The organism is Paraburkholderia panacisoli, assembly GCF_008369935.1.
Taxonomy (GTDB): domain Bacteria; phylum Pseudomonadota; class Gammaproteobacteria; order Burkholderiales; family Burkholderiaceae; genus Paraburkholderia; species Paraburkholderia panacisoli.
Window position 1 is genome coordinate 102,094 of the sequence record NZ_VTUZ01000027.1, and the last position, 15,980, is coordinate 118,073.

11 protein-coding genes are annotated in these 15,980 nt (G+C 65.4%); 6 read left to right on the forward strand and 5 right to left on the reverse strand.

Going from position 1 to position 15,980, the window contains the following annotated elements; all coding sequences use genetic code 11:
• Positions 1-158: 158 nt before the first annotated feature.
• Positions 159-1,082 (reverse strand): recombination-associated protein RdgC, encoded by a 924-nt coding sequence (locus tag FVF58_RS32065; protein WP_149673782.1) that lies wholly within the window; start codon positions 1,080-1,082, stop codon positions 159-161.
• Positions 1,083-1,432: 350 nt separating this feature from the next.
• Between FVF58_RS32065 and FVF58_RS32070 the strand changes: the two genes are divergently transcribed.
• Positions 1,433-1,753 carry a hypothetical protein gene (locus FVF58_RS32070; RefSeq protein ID WP_149673783.1) on the forward strand — a complete coding sequence of 107 codons (321 nt, stop codon included), beginning with the start codon at positions 1,433-1,435 and terminating at the stop codon, positions 1,751-1,753.
• Positions 1,754-1,809: 56 nt separating this feature from the next.
• Here the strand turns inward: FVF58_RS32070 and FVF58_RS32075 are convergent, their stop codons facing one another.
• On the reverse strand, positions 1,810-2,655 hold the full coding sequence (locus FVF58_RS32075) for a glycosyltransferase family 2 protein (protein WP_149673784.1): 846 nt from the start codon (positions 2,653-2,655) through the stop codon (positions 1,810-1,812).
• Between the two features lie 386 nt (positions 2,656-3,041).
• Here FVF58_RS32075 and FVF58_RS32080 point away from each other — a divergent pair, with 386 nt between their 5' ends.
• Complete coding sequence (locus tag FVF58_RS32080; RefSeq protein ID WP_149673785.1) at positions 3,042-4,340, forward strand: O-antigen ligase family protein; 1,299 nt, start codon at positions 3,042-3,044, stop codon at positions 4,338-4,340.
• A gap of 148 nt (positions 4,341-4,488) precedes the next feature.
• On the opposite strand, the gene FVF58_RS32085 is transcribed toward FVF58_RS32080, so the two are convergent.
• Complete coding sequence (locus tag FVF58_RS32085; protein WP_149673786.1) at positions 4,489-5,568, reverse strand: glycosyltransferase family 4 protein; 1,080 nt, start codon at positions 5,566-5,568, stop codon at positions 4,489-4,491.
• A 179-nt stretch (positions 5,569-5,747) separates the two neighbouring features.
• Here FVF58_RS32085 and FVF58_RS32090 point away from each other — a divergent pair, with 179 nt between their 5' ends.
• Positions 5,748-6,773 (forward strand): glycosyltransferase family 2 protein, encoded by a 1,026-nt coding sequence (locus FVF58_RS32090; protein WP_149673787.1) that lies wholly within the window; start codon positions 5,748-5,750, stop codon positions 6,771-6,773.
• Between the two features lie 156 nt (positions 6,774-6,929).
• On the opposite strand, the gene msbA is transcribed toward FVF58_RS32090, so the two are convergent.
• Positions 6,930-8,723 (reverse strand): lipid A export permease/ATP-binding protein MsbA, encoded by a 1,794-nt coding sequence (gene msbA / locus FVF58_RS32095; protein WP_149673788.1) that lies wholly within the window; start codon positions 8,721-8,723, stop codon positions 6,930-6,932.
• A gap of 346 nt (positions 8,724-9,069) precedes the next feature.
• Between msbA and FVF58_RS32100 the strand changes: the two genes are divergently transcribed.
• On the forward strand, positions 9,070-9,831 hold the full coding sequence (locus FVF58_RS32100) for a glycosyltransferase family 2 protein (RefSeq protein ID WP_149673789.1): 762 nt from the start codon (positions 9,070-9,072) through the stop codon (positions 9,829-9,831).
• A 236-nt stretch (positions 9,832-10,067) separates the two neighbouring features.
• Here FVF58_RS32100 and dnaE read toward each other — a convergent pair whose 3' ends face one another.
• Positions 10,068-13,646 carry a DNA polymerase III subunit alpha gene (dnaE, locus tag FVF58_RS32105; RefSeq protein ID WP_149673790.1) on the reverse strand — a complete coding sequence of 1,193 codons (3,579 nt, stop codon included), beginning with the start codon at positions 13,644-13,646 and terminating at the stop codon, positions 10,068-10,070.
• A 348-nt stretch (positions 13,647-13,994) separates the two neighbouring features.
• Here dnaE and FVF58_RS32110 point away from each other — a divergent pair, with 348 nt between their 5' ends.
• Together FVF58_RS32110 and gluQRS are read left to right on the forward strand one after the other, a co-directional pair.
• A complete protein-coding gene (locus tag FVF58_RS32110; protein ID WP_149673791.1) occupies positions 13,995-14,858 on the forward strand; it encodes a sulfurtransferase in 864 nt (287 codons plus the stop codon).
• A gap of 220 nt (positions 14,859-15,078) precedes the next feature.
• The gene (gene gluQRS / locus FVF58_RS32115; protein WP_149673792.1) at positions 15,079-15,963 is read left to right on the forward strand and encodes a tRNA glutamyl-Q(34) synthetase GluQRS; all 885 of its coding nucleotides are present in this window, start codon (positions 15,079-15,081) and stop codon (positions 15,961-15,963) included.
• The last annotated feature ends 17 nt before the right edge of the window (positions 15,964-15,980 follow it).

Sequence of the window (15,980 nt, forward strand, 5' to 3'; positions counted from 1 at the left end):
GCGGTTCATCGTGCGGAATTCGTGTGCGGCTCTTTGTGTGCGACGGCACACGGGTTTTATCAAGCCGGATTCAAACAGGCGCCAATCCGGCCTGATAAACAGAACCCCGGCGCGCCACTCCTCCAACGCGCCGGTCGACAACCAATATCAACAACCGATCACGCCACCGCAGCTTGCGGCATCGCCTCACCCTGCTCACCGCCCAACGCATCGAGCAGATCCGTCAGCATGCGGTCGAGTTCGGCGGTCATCAGCGTGAGGTCGGAATCGAAGCGTTCATCGTCGTTCTGCGCGGTCGGGTCGCTCGCTTCCTTCAGCACGTCGAGCGGCGCGATGCGCTTGATCGTCAACGAAGGCGTCAGCACGAATGACACGCGATCGTTCCACGTCATCGCGAGACGCATGCATTGCTTGCCGGCTTCGATATGCCGGCGCATATCTTCGGTATCCAAAGTATGTCCGACGTAGCGCACGGTGGCATTGCCTTCCGTGGGCGAGCGCAACTCGGTGTCCTGGTCGAGCGTGAAGCCCGCCGGACCCTCGCCGGAGAGCAGCCACTCCGTCATCGCCGCGACCGGCGACTGCGTGACGCGCACGGTGCCGAGCGGCAACTGATCGATCGACTTCACCAGCAGCCCTCGCACTTCGTCGGCGATGGCTTGCGAGGCCGCGTCGATCACCAGCCAGCCGTTCTTGCAGTCGATCCACACGCGGGTGTCGCGGCGAATGCTGAACGCGCGCGGCAGCAGTTCGTCGGTGACCTGCTCCTTGAGTTCGCGCATCTGCTTGCGGCCAGGTTTGAAGCCCTGCTGCTCCTCGAGTTCGAGCGCGCGCGCCTTGGTCACCTGGGTGACGACCGACGCGGGCAGCAGTTTCTTTTCGGTGCGGAACACCAGCAGCATCTGGCCGTTGAGCGCGTACACCAGCGAGTCGTTGTCGCGCGGCGACGCCCAGCCATGGCTTTGCATCTCGACGCTATTGCCGGGTGCAAACGCGTGCGGCGCGAGCCACTTCTGCATCTGTTCGGGGGTGACGGACCACGGAGCGGGAAGACGGTGCAACTGAAGGTTTTTGAACCACATGGGCGAGGTCGTTTCCGGGCAAAGCGCGACATTCTATATGACGACCGGGCCGCGGCGCGCTCGTCGAGCACCCGACTCGCCGGCTATTTTCAACCAGGAAGCGAAATTCATTTAAGCGACAGACCGATTATCAAACACCGTAGTTAACCAGAGGATGCGTTTCGTCCGCTTCGAGTTCACTTCGGCTTCTCTGGAGCACGCCATGTCGACGTCATTGCTTTCCCGCCTCGCCCGCCAGATTTTGCTCGGCGCGATCAAGCCGTAATGGTTTTGTCCTATCCGTTCTGGAGCGCGCTTTGCACGCAAATCACCTAGACTTTTTGATAGATATGACCAAGACGGAGGCGGCCATGGCCGATGAAACCGCACACTGGCAAGTGGTGGAATACGAAGGCTTCGAAATTCACGTGTCACCGGTTCCCAAAAATCCACCCGACGCAGCGAACCCATCAGCCGCGGCGGATAACCGCTACACCTATCTCGGCTACGTCTGCCACCCGGGCGCCGATCCCGCCATTCCCGGCCACGCGGTGCCGTTTCATGCGGACGGCGAAGAGAGCTTCGCCGGCAAGGACGAAGCACTTTACGAAGCCGTGCATGTGGGACGCAGCATCATCGACGGCACGCATCCGGATTTGACGGTATTGCCGCTGGTGACGGGCGGGGTGTGACGGACGTGAGCGGCACGGGCCCTCCCGTGAGCGCCCCGCTCGGACACCGGCACCCCTCAGCCAAACGCCCGCTTGATCCGCGACTTCAGCAACGCGCGCCGCAGACGCCCGGTCCGCTCAGGCTCGCTGACCGCCGCGCCGCCTTCGACAGCGGTGCCCCGGCGCAGGTAGTAGCGATCGAAAGTCGCCTGCGTCATGCCCCACTTGTTGAGGAACTGGCGACGCCCGTCGTTCTTGACGACCTTGCCGGTGCTCTTTTGCTGGAAGTGATAGACCAGGCTGTCGCCGACGCCGAGGAACACGCGGCAGCCGGCGTCCCACAGCTTCATCGAGAAGTCGTTGTCGCTGCTCATACCCGGACTCAGTTCGCTGCTATAGCCGCCCACCTTATGCCACCAGTCGCGATGCACGAGCGTAGGCGGCCAGGTCGCGCCGCGCCAGTCGGCGCGCACGAGGCCGGACGCCGCGGCGACCAGCTGGTCGGCGCGGAACGTCTGCGCGTCGCGGCCGAAATTCTGCACGACCACGCACGGATTGCCGGAGTCGACGGGTTCGATCATCGTGCCGGACAGCATGAACAGGTTGTCGGCGGGCATCTGCGCGAGGCGTTTGACGAGCGCGTCGTCCCAGCCGGGGCAGCAGTACATGTCGTCGTTCATGTAGACGATGTAATCGCGCGTGGCGCGCGCCGCCGCGAGATTGACCGCGTGGCAGATACCGATGTTGCCGGGCGACGCCGTATGTTCGATCCCTTCGTCGCGCACCCAGGCGAGCGTGCCGTCCGAGCCGTCGTTCACGTGCACGATGATCTGATGCGCGTGCGTCGAATGGCGCCGCAGGCTCTCGATCACGAGGCGCAGGTAAGGCAGGTTGTTCCAGGTCGGGATGATGATTGAGAACATCGATGCGGTCCGTTGAGCTGCGTGCGGGTGCGGCACGCGCCGCGCGCCGGTCATGAGATTCGCGGGGATTGTACCGCGCCCGCTCGCGCGACAAACTTTGCGGCCCCGGTTGTGCGGCTGGCCGCCGCCGTCGCACAGGGGGCACGCTTGCGGCGCTCATGCGCTCAGGGGTCGCACGCCTGGTGGCCCGGATGACCGCGCGCCGCCACCTCGACTCGCCGGCCGCTGCCGGGCAAACCACTGCCTGAGCCCGACAGCAAGCATTTTGCAAGGAGGCGCACGGTTATAATCGCGGTCGCTCTGCCGTCTTGAAAATGTCACCAAATGGTCCGGCTTCCCAGCAACTCCACCACCGGAACGGTAGTGTTCATACAAATCGTTGCCCTATGATTTTTGCTTCCAGTCTGGTCTGGCTCACCTCAGCCCTGCTGTTTCTCGCGCCCGCCGTCAATCTGATGTGGCGCGGCGGCACCGGCTACTGCTTCTTCGCACTTGTCGCGCTGGCGCTCGGCGCCGCAGTGGTCAACCGCCGCATGCCGGGCTATTTCTCCGCACTGCGCACCTATCGCTGGTTCACCGTCGGCATGCTGGCCCTCGTCGTGGCGATCGGTGTCCAGCAACTGGTGCTCGGCTTCTGGCTGCCGCGACAGTTCGACGCATTGTCGCGCTTCATGCTGGCGTTGCCGGTGTTCCTGCTGCTGCGGCAATTGCCGTCGCGCAATTTGCGCATGATCGGCTGGGGTTGCGCGGCCGGCGCGCTGGCGGTCGGCGTTTGGGCGATCGTCGATCAGCCTCCCGGCGGGTGGACCGATGCGAACCGTCTGAACAATTCCTACACGAATGCGATCCCGTTCGGCGATACCGCGCTGCTGCTCGCGTTTCTATCGGTCTTCACGCTCGGCTGGGACAATCCACGCGACTGGCGCGTGCTGCTGCCGCGCCTGCTGGCGCTGGTCTCGGGCGGCTACGCGTCGTATCTGTCGGGCACGCGCGGCGGCTGGCTGGCCGTGCCGGTATTCGTCGTGCTGCTCGGCATGCAGTACCAGTGGTTTGCGCACAAAAAGCGTCTGCTGATCGCGACGCTGGCGATCGTGGTCGTGGCCGGCGCGCTGCTGTCGACCGAGCGCGTCCACAAGCGCATCTTCGAAGTGTCGACCGACGTGTCGATGATGCACAAGGGCGAGGACTACACGTCAGTGGGGCTGCGTCTGCAATTGTGGAACGCGTCGCGGCTGATCTTCATGCGGCACCCCGCGTACGGGATCGGCAAGGGGCATCTGGTCGGCGAGTTGGGCGTGATGGCCAAACGCGGCGAAGTGAAAGCCGAAATCGTCAACGAGCGCGCGCATAGCGACTTCTTCTCGACGCTCGCCGAGATGGGCGCGATCGGCGTGATCTGCCTGCTGCTCTTCTACCACGGGATCTCGGTGTATTTCTGGCGGCACCGGCGCTCGACCGATCCGGCCATCCGCGCGGCCGCCTATTCGGGCCTCGCGGTCGCCACCAGCACGGTGATTTTCGGGCTCACCATCGACGTGCTCGTGCCGATCATGGTCACCGCGCTGCTCGCGCTGCTGGTCGCGACGCTGCTGGCGGTCGTCGATGCGAGAAAACGCGAACTGCGGGAAATGGCGCAAGCGCCCGCGTCGAACGCGACGCGCCGCGCGGCAGGCGTCAAGGTGTGAGGGCGCGCCGGTTTCTTCAGGGCCGGCGCTGACCAGGTTCGGCGCCGGGGTTCGGCGACGTTTCGAAGGCTACCGGCCTTCCGCCCATCGGCGAGCTCTCGCTTGCCCACTTCGGCCGCGCTGCGGCGCGCGGCGCTCATCGGTCAGTTCAACGCGTGAACAGCGCATAAAGCGCGGCGACATGCGCATCGACGCTCGGGTCGTACACCAGACTGTCGAGCGGCTTCGCGATGCGCGCGCCGCCGTCGCGCACCCGCTTCAGCGCCTCCTCGATCGCCCGCTCGAAACTCCCCGCCGACTGCCGCGAAAACTCGATCTTCGCCGGACCGGTCACGGTCTCCGCCGAGCCGACGTTGTCCGCGATCACGACGGGCGTGCCGCACATCACCGACTCGACGCCCACCAGCCCGAACGGCTCATACGCGGACGCGACGACCGTGAAGTCGGCGGCCGCGAAAAGCTTCTCCATCTCCTTGCTATAGCCCACATAGCGAATCGTCTCGCCGGTTTTCGGCACGGGACGCCCCGCCACGACGAGGCACACCGGCAGCGTGGTCCGTGCAAAGAATGCTTCCAGCAGCGGATAGCCTTTGCGTTCGTGGCTGGTCGACGAGAACAGGAAGATCACCCGGTCTTCGGGCAGATCGAGCTGGCGGCGCACCGCCGCGCGCGCCGCGTCGGCGAGCGGCTGGAAGCGCGCGGTATCGACGGGCGGATAGAGCACGTCGATACGCCCGGCGGGCACGCCGTAAAAACGCTGCAACTCGCGGCTCATCAACTGCGAATGCGCGACGATCGAGCGCGCGTGCGTGTAGACACGCCGCTCCATGTCGATCTGCCATTCGTCGCTGCGCCGCGCGCTGCGCCCGGCGGCTTCGAGCGAGCCCTGATGCGTGCCGCCGCACAACGCGACGTCGGCCTGGGTGGAGTGATTGATCGAAAACACGCAGGCGGGCCGGTGCCGTTTGAGTCGCTGCTTCAGCCGCCAGTCGAACGCCAGATTGCGCAGCTTGCGCGGCACCCAGCGCACGTTCAGCGGCTGCGCGTCGATCCACGCTGCCTCGGGCAGCGCGCGGTCGATTTCGCGGGCGAAGAGCGTCGGCCGCAAGCCCATCCGATGCAAGCCGGCGATCACGTCGCGCGTGTAGCGTTCGGCGCCGCCGCTATTTTTCAGTGCCTGGGCGGTCAGCGCGATGTCGGTGAGTGGGCGGCGGGTCGGCTCGGACAAGGATCGGATCTCGGTGAGTGCTGATGCGGCAAATACGCGGCGCAAGGCCGCGCGGGCCGGTTTTTGCGTTGGTTTGGCGTAAGCAGCGGCAATTGTAAAGGATGCCCCGGTTGCGGCGCGCATCGCGCAGCCCACGCGCCACCGATTAGAATCTAGCCCAATCGCACCTGCCCCACTCCATGACCGATAGCCCATCACCCCACTCATCTTCCGCCGCGCCGGCAGCCGAGCGCCCGCTGGTCACGCTGCTGCTGATCGCGTACAACCAGGCCGAGCAGATCGGCGACGCCGTGCGCAGCGCACTCGCGCAAACCTATCAGCCGCTCGAAATCATCATCTCCGACGACGCGTCGAGCGACGCCACCTTCGCCGCGATCGAAGCGGCGCTTGCCGGCTACAGCGGCCCGCACCGGGTGATCACGCGGCGCAACGCGACCAACCAGGGGATCAGCGCGCACCTGTCACAAATCGCGCAGAGGGCGCAGGGCGAACTGCTGTTCGTCGCCGCGGGCGACGACATGTCGGCGCCCACGCGCTGCGAACGGGTGGTCGATCTCTGGCTCGCGCGCGAACGCCGTCCCGACCTGATCGCCACCGACCTCGCCGACATGGACGAAGCAGGCAACGTTCACGAACGGCTGAGCCCGACCGAACTGGATACCTACCGCACCTTCGACGACTGGCTGGCCAACCGCCCCAGGCTGATCGGCGCGGCGCATACGTGGTCGCGGCGCCTGTTCGAGCGTTTCGGGCCGATGCTGCCGGGCGCCGCCGCCGAGGATCAGATCATGGTGCTGCGCGCGATCCTGTCGGGCGGCGCCGTGAGCCTGCGCGAGCCGCTGGTGCGCTACCGGCGCGGCGGGCTGTCGCGCAAACGGCGTTACCGCTCGGTGGACGAACTGATCGCGCGGATGCGCCAAAGCAATCGTTACGGGCTGGCGGAACTCGCGCAATTGCAGCGCGACGCCGAGATCGGCGGCGTGGGCGAGCGCATGCGCGCGGCGATGGCGCCCAAGCTCGCCCGCGAGCAGTTCATTCGCGCGATGTTCGAGGCCGGCAGTCTTGGGCAGCGCCTTGCTTTGCTGATACACGGCGCCGGCGTGAAGCTCGGGCTGCGCATCCGCATGTTTCTGTATGCGAGTTGTCCGGCGGTCTACGCGCCGGGGATCTGGCTCAAGCGCGTCGTGCGCAAAGACCGGGGCTGAAGGCGCGCCTCAGTGCGCGCGGTGATGAGCGGCAAATGCCCGCCGCCGTGGCGCCGTTGGCCCGCCGCCGCCGGACTATGAATAATAAGCCTCGCTCAGCAGCGTGATGAGGCGCGGCGCCCAACCTTGGACCAGGCGCCGCTCGACCCGGCCGGATCAGGCCGCGTTCTGCTGGAACTGGATGCGATGCAGATGCGCATACAGCCCGTCCTGCTGCAACAGTTCGCGATGGCTGCCGCTCTCGACGATGCGCCCCGCTTCCATCACGAGAATCCGGTTCGCGCGCTCGATCGTCGACAGGCGGTGCGCGATGACCAGCGTCGTGCGGCCCTTCATCAAGGTTTCCAGCGCGGCCTGCACGTGGCGTTCGGACTCGGAATCCAGCGCCGAGGTGGCTTCGTCGAGGATCAGGATCGGCGCGTCCTTGTAGATCGCGCGCGCGATCGCCAGACGCTGCCGCTGTCCGCCCGACAGCATCATGCCGTTGTCGCCGACCAGCGTGTCGATGCCGTTCGGCATCGTTTCGACGGTGTCCCACAGATTGGCCGCGCGCAGCGCCGCCTTGACCTTCTCCGGGTCGGCCGTCTGGCCGTACGCAACGTTGTTCGCCACCGTGTCGTTGAACAGCACCACGTCCTGGCTCACCATCGCGATCTGGCTGCGCAGCGCGTGCAGGTCGTATTCCGGCAGCGCCACGCCGTCGACCAGAATCGCGCCGCCGGTCGGATCGAAAAAGCGCGGCAGCAGATTCACCAGCGTGGTCTTGCCGCTGCCCGACGGGCCCGCCAGCGCGACCATCTCGCCCGGTGCCACCTTGAACGACACCCGCTCGAGCGTGTGGCGGTTGTGCGTGGCGCTCGTGCCGTAAGTGAACGACACGTCGCGGAACTGCACTTCGCCGCGCGCGCGCTCGAGCGGCTTGCCGCCGCCTGCCGGCTCGGACGGCTCGTCGATCAGACCGAAGATCAGCTCGGCCGCGGTCATCCCGCGTTGCAGCGGCTGGTTCACGTCCATCAGGTGCTTGAGCGGCGAGATGATCAGCAGCATCGACGTGACGAACGCGACGAAGCCGCCCACCGTGGTCTGATCCGACGACGACTGCACCACCGCGATCGTGATCACGACGGCGAGCGCGATCGACGCGAGGAACTGCGTCAACGGCTGCGCGAGACCGCCGGAAACCGTCATGCGCATCGCGTAGCCGCGCAGGCGCTTGCTCATCGCCGTGAAGCGGTCGGTTTCGTACTGCTCGCCGTTGTGCACCTTGACGACCTTGTAGCCGCCCACCGTCTCTTCGACGATGTACGACAGCTCGTTGGTCAACAGCTGATGCTCGCGGTTCAGACGCCGCAAGCGGCGGTTGATCTTGCCGACCAGCCAGCCGATCCCCGGCAGCAGCACCGCGACGATCAGCGTCAGACGCCAGTTCAGATAGAACAGGTAGCCGAGCAGGAAGATCACCGTCAGCGAGTCGCGCACCAGCGTCACCATCACGCTCAGCAGCACGTTGAGGATCTGGTTCACTTCGAAGACGATCGCGTTGATCACCGTGCTCGCGGTCTCGCGCTGGAAGAACGCGACGCTCGTGTGGATCATGCGGTTGAACATCTTCAGACGCAGTTCGAGCAGGATCTTGTTCGACACGTACGCGAGCAGATAGCCGGACGCATATTGCGACACGCCGCGCACCAGCGCGAGGCCGATCACCGCGACCGGCACGAACCACTTGGCGTTGTCGCTGGCGTGCGCGCCGAAACCTTTGTCCAGCAGCGGCTTGAGCAAGGCGGGGATGGCAGCGTCGGTGCCGGCGCTGACGGCCATCGCGGCGATCGCGCCGACCACCACCCACAGCAGCGGCTTGATATACGGCCACAGGCGCCGGAAGACGACGGCCGGCGACGACGCCTCACCTGAACCGATGGGTTTGCTTAACGTTGGCTTCGCGCTCAAGGAATCCTCTGGGAATGCGGGACGGCACCCGCGCGACGGGCGGCATGGCCGCCGCGGGGAATATCAAAAAGGAGCATTGTAATCGGTTGGGGCGCAGCGGCCCGGGCGTGGTGGTCGGGTGCTGGCTTTGTGGGGACTGGCCTGGCGACGAACGACGTGCAGCATGGTCACGTACCGCTGGACGCGAAGGCCGCCAGGCAAAGCGCGTGGTATCCGTCGCGCCTTTGCCCTATGCTCCGGGGCCCGGCATAGGGCCGGATGAGCCCGGCTGTGTATACTCGCGGGACCCGCTTGCGCCGCTCGCTTGCGCAACTCGTTTCCGTCACTTCGCCTTCGCAACTCAGGTATGCAAGAAACCACCCTCGGCGTCGCCATCATCACTCAAAACGCGGCGGCGCGGCTGGCCGAATGCCTGCAAGCCGTGGCCTTCGCCGATCAGATCGTCGTGATCGATGGCGGCAGCACCGACGGCACCACCGAGATCGCCCGCGCGCACGGCGCCCGCGTGATCGAACAAACCGACTGGCCGGGCTTCGGCCCGCAAAAGAACCGCGCGGTGGACGCGCTCAGCACGAGTTGGATTCTGTCGATCGACGCCGACGAGATCGTCTCGCTGGAACTCGCGTCAGCGATCCGGGCGGCGCTGATGGCGCCCACCGCCGACGTCTACGCGGTGGACCGGCTGTCGAGTTTCTGCGGCCACTGGATTTATCACAGCGGCTGGTATCCGGACTGGATTCCGCGCCTGTTCAAACGCGGCGCCGCGCGCTTTTCCGACGACCTCGTGCACGAGCGCCTGGTGTTCGACACGCCCGCCCAGCGCCTGACCGGCAAGCTGATGCACTACTCGTACGAGGACTTCGAAGGCGTGTTGCGCAAGCTCGACGCGTATTCGACGGCGGGCGCACAGCAACGTTACGCCGCGGGTCAGCGCGGCAGTTTCGGCAAGGCGCTCGGGCGCGGCGCGTGGGCGTTCGTGCGGACCTACCTGCTGCGGCGTGGTTTTCTGGATGGCCGCGCCGGCTTGATGATCGCGGTGTTCAATGCGGAAACGGTGTACTACCGGTTTTTGAAGCTGGCGCGTTTGGGTGAACAGAAGCGGCGGTAGGTGGCGGCCAAAGGCGGTGTGGAACGACGGCGATTTAACTTTGCTTGCCGTCGGTCGACAGGGAGTGACGCCGCGCCAGGTTCAGCATCGCCGCGTCGCGCGACGCTCGCATTCGAATCCCGTCAGCCGCTTCGCCAATTAAACGCGCGGCCGGCATTCGCCGCCGCCAATTCCGACAGGGTCTCGCCCGCGCAAACCGAGCGAACCGCCCGGCCTGCGCAACCAAAACCCGATCCTCAATAAACGATCTCGATCGAGCTTCCCGCAAACTCGCCGCGCAACGCAGCAAGCAGTTCGTCGGTCGGCTTCACGCGCCAGGCGTCGCCCAGACGCATTTCCCCTTGCGCATTCTCGCTGCGATAGACCACCTGCACCGCCAACCCGTTCGGAATCTGCACCGCCTGACGCTGACGGCCATTGTCGCCGCCATAGCCGCCGCCGTTGCGCCCGCCGCCGCCGTTGCCGCCGCGAGATGAAGCCGCTGGCGCAGCCGCCGCCTGCGGCTCATCCTTGCCCGCGCTATGCGCTTCGAGCACACGGCGCAACGCCAGCGCGTCCGCATTGCCGTTCATCTGCACCTTCACGGCTTCCGCGTAACGGCAGCGTGCGCGGCCGAGGTCCATGACCGTGTCGACAGTAAAGCGGATGCCGCCCGTGAACGCGTCGTTACGCGCCTGGCCTTGCACGACCAGCAGTTCATCTTCCTTGAACAACTGCTTGTGCGCCTCGAAGGTCTCGTTGAAGACCGTCACTTCGCATTGGCCCGTGCCGTCGTCGAGCAGCGCGATCAGCATCTTGCCGCGCTGGGTCATCTGCGTGCGCAGCGACGCGATCACCCCTGCGACCAGCTTGTCGCGCCCTTCCTTCAACTCGCCGATCTTCTGGCGCACGAAGCGTCGCACTTCGTCCTTGTACGCGTCGAACAGATGGCCCGACAGGTAGAAGCCGAGCGCGGCCTTCTCTTCCTGCAGCTTCTTTTTTTCCGGCCACTCCGGTTCGTCGATCAGTTCGTGACCTTGCGACGGCGCGTCGCCCATGTCGAACAGACCCGCCTGCAACGCATTGGCGCTCGCCTGCTCGGCCGCTTCCATCGCGAGCGAGACCGACGCGATCAGTTGCGCGCGATTGGCGTGCAAGGTGTCGAATGCACCCGCGCGGATCAACGCCTCGACCGTGCGGCGATTGACGATCCGGCGGTCGACGCGGTTGCAGAAATCGAAAATGTCGATGAACGGACCGTCCTCGCGCGCGCGCAGGATTTCTTCGATCGCGTTCTGGCCGCTGCCCTTGATCGCACCGAGCCCGTAACGGATGGTTTTCGAGCGCTTGCCGTCCGGCTCGGCGACCGGCTCGAAGCGATACGCGGACAGATTCACGTCCGGCGGCAGCACCGCCATCTTGTTCGCGAGGCAGTCTTCGAACAGGATCTTGACCTTGTCCGTGTCGTCCATCGCGAGCGACATATTCGCCGCCATGAATTCCGCCGGATGGTGCGCCTTCAGCCACGCGGTGTAGTACGCGAGCAGCGCATACGCGGCCGCGTGCGACTTGTTGAAGCCGTAGCCGGCGAACTTCTCCATCAAGTCGAAAATTTCGTCGGCCTTTTCGCCGGTCAGCCCGTTCTTCGCCGCGCCCTGCCGGAACAGTTCGCGATGCTGGGCCATTTCCTCGGCTTTCTTCTTACCCATCGCGCGGCGCAGCAAGTCGGCGCCGCCCAGCGAGTAGCCGCCGATGATCTGCGCCATCTGCATCACCTGCTCCTGGTAGACCATGATGCCGTAGGTCTCTTTCAGAACAGGCTCGACGCGCGGATCGGGATACTCGACCACTTCGCGGCCGTGCTTACGCGCGCAGAAACTCGGGATCAGGTCCATCGGGCCCGGACGGTACAACGCGACCAGCGCGATGATGTCCTCGAAGCGGTCGGGCTGCGCGTCTTTCAGCATGCCCTGCATGCCGCGGCTTTCCAGCTGGAACACGGCGACCGTGTTGGCCTTCTTCAGGATCGAGAACGACGCCGGGTCGTCGAGCGGCACCTGGCCGAGCGACCAGTCCTGCTTCGACGGATCGAGACGGCGGATATAGCGCTCGGCCCAGTCGAGAATCGTCAGCGTGGTCAGACCCAGAAAGTCGAACTTCACGAGCCCGACGGCCTCGACGTCGTCCTTGTCGTACTGGCTGACGACGCCGCTTTCGTCGCCCTGCGTGTACAGCGGGCAGAAGTCAGTCAGCTTGCCGGGCGCGATCAGCACGCCGCCCGCGTGCATGCCGACGTTACGCGTGAGGCCTTCCACACGCTGCGCGAGTTCGAGCAGCTGATGCACTTCGTCTTCGTTGTCGAAGCGCTCCTGCAACAGCGGCTCTTCCTTCATCGCGTCGGCGATCGTGACGTGCTTGCCCGGCTTGAACGGAATCAGCTTCGCGATGCCGTCGGTGAACATGTAGCCGAGATCGAGCACGCGGCCGATGTCGCGCACCGCCGCCTTCGCCGCCATCGTGCCGAAGGTCGCGATCTGCGACACCGCGTCCGCGCCGTACTTCTCCTTCACGTACTGGATCACACGATCGCGGCCGTGCTGGCAGAAGTCGATGTCGAAGTCGGGCATCGACACCCGCTCCGGATTCAGGAATCGCTCGAACAGCAGGTTGTAGCGCAGCGGATCGAGATCGGTCACGCCGAGCGCGTAGGCGACCAGCGAACCCGCGCCCGAGCCCCGCCCCGGCCCGACCGGCACGCCGTTGTTCTTGGCCCAGTTGATGAAGTCCGCGACGATCAGGAAGTAGCCCGGAAAGCCCATCTTGATGATCGTGCCGCACTCGAATTCGAGGCGCTCGTAATAGGTGGCGCGCTGCGCGGCGCGCTCGGCTTCATCCGGGTACAACTGTTCGAGACGTTTTTCGAGGCCCTCTTTCGACAGCAGCACGAGGTAGTCGTCGAGCGACATACCGTCGGGCGTCGGGAACAGCGGCAGCTTCGGCTTGCCGAGTTCGAGCGTGAGGTTGCAGCGCTTCGCGATCTCGACCGTATTGGCGAGCGCCGACGGAATATCCGCGAACAGCGCGGCCATCTCCTCTTGCGTGCGGAAATACTGTTCGGACGTAAAGCGCTTCTGGCGGCGCGGGTTCGCGAGAATGTCGCCTTCGGAAATACACACGCGCGCTTCGTGCGCGGTGAAGTCGTCCGGCGTCATGAACTGCATCGGATGCGTGGCGACCACCGGCAATTTCAGCGACGCCGCCAGCGCAACCGCCTGCTGCACATACTGCTCGCCGCCCGGCTGACCGCAACGCTGCAACTCGATGTAGAAACCGCTCGGGAACACCTTCGCCCAATGCAGCGCGTTGCGCTTCGCCGCTTCCTCATTGCCGGCCGCGAGCGCGAGACCGACATCGCCCTGCTGCGCGCCCGACACCGCGAGCAGCCCTTCGCCGAGACCCGATTCGAGCCAGCCGGCTTCGACTTCCGCGCGGCCGCGATACTGGTTCGTGAGCGAGGCCTTGCTGAGCAGCTCGCACAGATTCAGATAGCCGCGCCGGTCCTTGACCAGCAGCAGCAAACGGGAAGGCTTGTCGCGGTCGTCCGGATTGGTGATCCAGACGTCGCAGCCGGCAATGGGTTTGACCCCTTTGCCACGGGCCTCCTTATAGAAACGGACGAGGCCGAACGCATTACCGAGATCGGTGAGGGCGAGCGCGCCCTGGCCGTCTTTGGCCGCCGCCTTGACGATGTCGTCAAGACGCACGATGCCATCGGCAATCGAGAATTCGGAGTGAACGCGGAGATGAACGAAGCGGGGATCTGACATGGGCGACATTGTAACTCCACCCTCCCGCCGTGTTCAGGCCAAAACCGCGCGTTAGCCATTCGGCTTAGGGCGCGCACGCGGAAGCACTGCGCACGGCTTGCGGCGACGGGCCACGCGCGCTAACTGCAACAATCAGCGCCGACCGGCACCTCAAATTGCCGGACCATTTGAGCTGGCGCAACCGGCCGGCCATTCGGCCGAGTCCGGCAAAATGCCGGGTTGAGGGATAATAGAGGTTTCGCCCTTTTCGACGTGGCCGCGACACCCTGGCTCAGCCCGGCTTGCCCGGGCCCAACGCGGCGGCTCAACGCCCCCCCGCTTTTCGCCACGCCGGCCACTTCTTACCGCTGGACACACATGAGTATCGTCAATCTCGCCGCGTATCAATTCGCGACCATCGAAGACACCGCCGCTTGGCGCCCGTTCGTCACTGAACGCTGCACCGCGCTCGGCCTGCGCGGCACCATTCTGCTGGCGCCGGAAGGCATCAATCTGTTCGTCGCCGGCACGCGCGAGAACACAGACGCGTTCATCGACTACATCCGCCACGACGCGCTGTTCGAGGGCAAGTTCGCGAATCTGCAATTCAAGGAAAGCCTGTCGGAAAAGCAGCCGTTCACGCGCATGCTGGTCAAGCTCAAGCGCGAAATCATCACGATGAAGAAGCCGGCCATCCGCCCGGAACTCGGCCGCGCGCCGTTCGTCGACGCACCCACGCTGAAGCACTGGCTGGACCGCGGTCACGACGACGAGGGCCGCCCGGTGGTCATGCTCGACACGCGCAATGCATTCGAAGTCGACGTCGGCACGTTCGACAACGCGCTCGACTACCGCATTGCGAAATTCAGCGAGTTTCCGGCAGTGATCGAGAACAATCGCGCCGATCTCGAAGGCAAGACGGTGGTGTCGTTCTGCACCGGCGGGATTCGCTGCGAGAAGGCCGCAATCCACATGAAGGAAGTCGGCATCGAGAACGTGTACCAGCTCGAAGGCGGCATCCTGAAGTACTTCGAGGAAGTGGGCGGCGCGCATTATCACGGCGACTGCTTCGTGTTCGACTACCGCACCGCGCTGAATCCGCAACTGGAGCCGACGGCGACCGCGCAATGCTTCGGCTGCCGCGCCGTGGTCACGCCCGGCGCGCAACAGTCGCCGCTGTACGTGCCGGGCAAGACGTGTCCGGCGTGCCATCCGGACAGCAAGGCCGCGCAAGCCGCGTAATGACGGCCGCGGATGGCGGGCGAATGAGGCGACGCGAGCGGGTTCGGGCTGGCGGGTCGTATGCGGCCACAACCGCAGCGCCTCGCCTGCAGCCGGTATCGGCAGGTGCGTGTGAAGCGGCATTTGCCGGCGCCGCGACTACACGGGCGCCCTCGCCCTCTGCCGCCGTCATGCCCGTACCGTTGTTGCCTGTACCCGCACCCACCTCGGCCATCCAACCATGACCTACCGCGGACGCTTCGCACCGTCGCCGACCGGGCCCTTGCATTACGGTTCGCTGGTCAGCGCGCTGGCAAGCTGGCTCGACGCCCGCGCGCATCGGGGCGCGTGGCTCGTGCGCGTCGAGGACATCGACGGGCCGCGCACCGTCCCCGGCGCCGCCGAGGATATTCTCGCGACGCTCGAACGCTTCGGCATGCTCGCGGACGAAAAGCCCGTCTGGCAAAGCCAGCGCATCGCGCGCTACGAGCAGGTGCTGGAGCAATTGAAGTCCACCGGCCTGGTCTATCCGTGTGGCTGCACGCGCAAGGAAATTGCCGACTCGCTGCTGCACGCGCACGCGCGCAACACGACGCTCGCCTACCCCGGCACCTGCCGCGCCGGACTCAACGGTAAACCCGCGCGCGCATGGCGCTTGCGCGTGCCTGACGGCGACGCGGCCGTGATTAGCTTCGAAGATCGCTGGCAAGGCAAGCAGACGCAAGACCTCGCCACCGAAGTCGGCGATTTCGTGCTGAAGCGCGCGGACGGCCAATGGGCGTATCAACTGGCGGTGGTGGTCGACGATGCGGACGCGGGCATCACGCACATCGTGCGCGGCGCGGATTTGATGGATTCGACGGCGCGGCAAATTTATCTGCAGCGCTGTCTTGGTGTGCGAACGCCGCAGTATCTGCACGTGCCCGTCGTGACGAACGACCACGGCGAAAAGCTGAGCAAGCAGAACGGCGCCACCGCGCTCGACAGCGACAAGCCACTCGAAGCGTTGAGCGCCGCCGCGCGGCATCTGGGACTCGATCTGGCCGGCGAGGCCCATACGACGCTAGACCGCTTCTATGCCGCCGCTACGTCGGCATGGGCAAAGCGGATGGGGATCAACTTCTGAAAGCGAAAGCGTATGAA

Bases quoted from the DNA above. Each gene is read 5' to 3' on its own strand.
- FVF58_RS32065 (WP_149673782.1), bottom strand. From the start codon at position 1,082: ATGTGGTTCAAAAACCTTCAGTTGCACCGTCTTCCCGCTCCGTGGTCC.
- FVF58_RS32070 (WP_149673783.1), top strand. From the start codon at position 1,433: ATGGCCGATGAAACCGCACACTGGCAAGTGGTGGAATACGAAGGCTTC.
- FVF58_RS32075 (WP_149673784.1), bottom strand. From the start codon at position 2,655: ATGTTCTCAATCATCATCCCGACCTGGAACAACCTGCCTTACCTGCGC.
- FVF58_RS32080 (WP_149673785.1), top strand. From the start codon at position 3,042: ATGATTTTTGCTTCCAGTCTGGTCTGGCTCACCTCAGCCCTGCTGTTT.
- FVF58_RS32090 (WP_149673787.1), top strand. From the start codon at position 5,748: ATGACCGATAGCCCATCACCCCACTCATCTTCCGCCGCGCCGGCAGCC.
- FVF58_RS32100 (WP_149673789.1), top strand. From the start codon at position 9,070: ATGCAAGAAACCACCCTCGGCGTCGCCATCATCACTCAAAACGCGGCG.
- dnaE (WP_149673790.1), bottom strand. From the start codon at position 13,646: ATGTCGCCCATGTCAGATCCCCGCTTCGTTCATCTCCGCGTTCACTCC.
- FVF58_RS32110 (WP_149673791.1), top strand. From the start codon at position 13,995: ATGAGTATCGTCAATCTCGCCGCGTATCAATTCGCGACCATCGAAGAC.
- gluQRS (WP_149673792.1), top strand. From the start codon at position 15,079: ATGACCTACCGCGGACGCTTCGCACCGTCGCCGACCGGGCCCTTGCAT.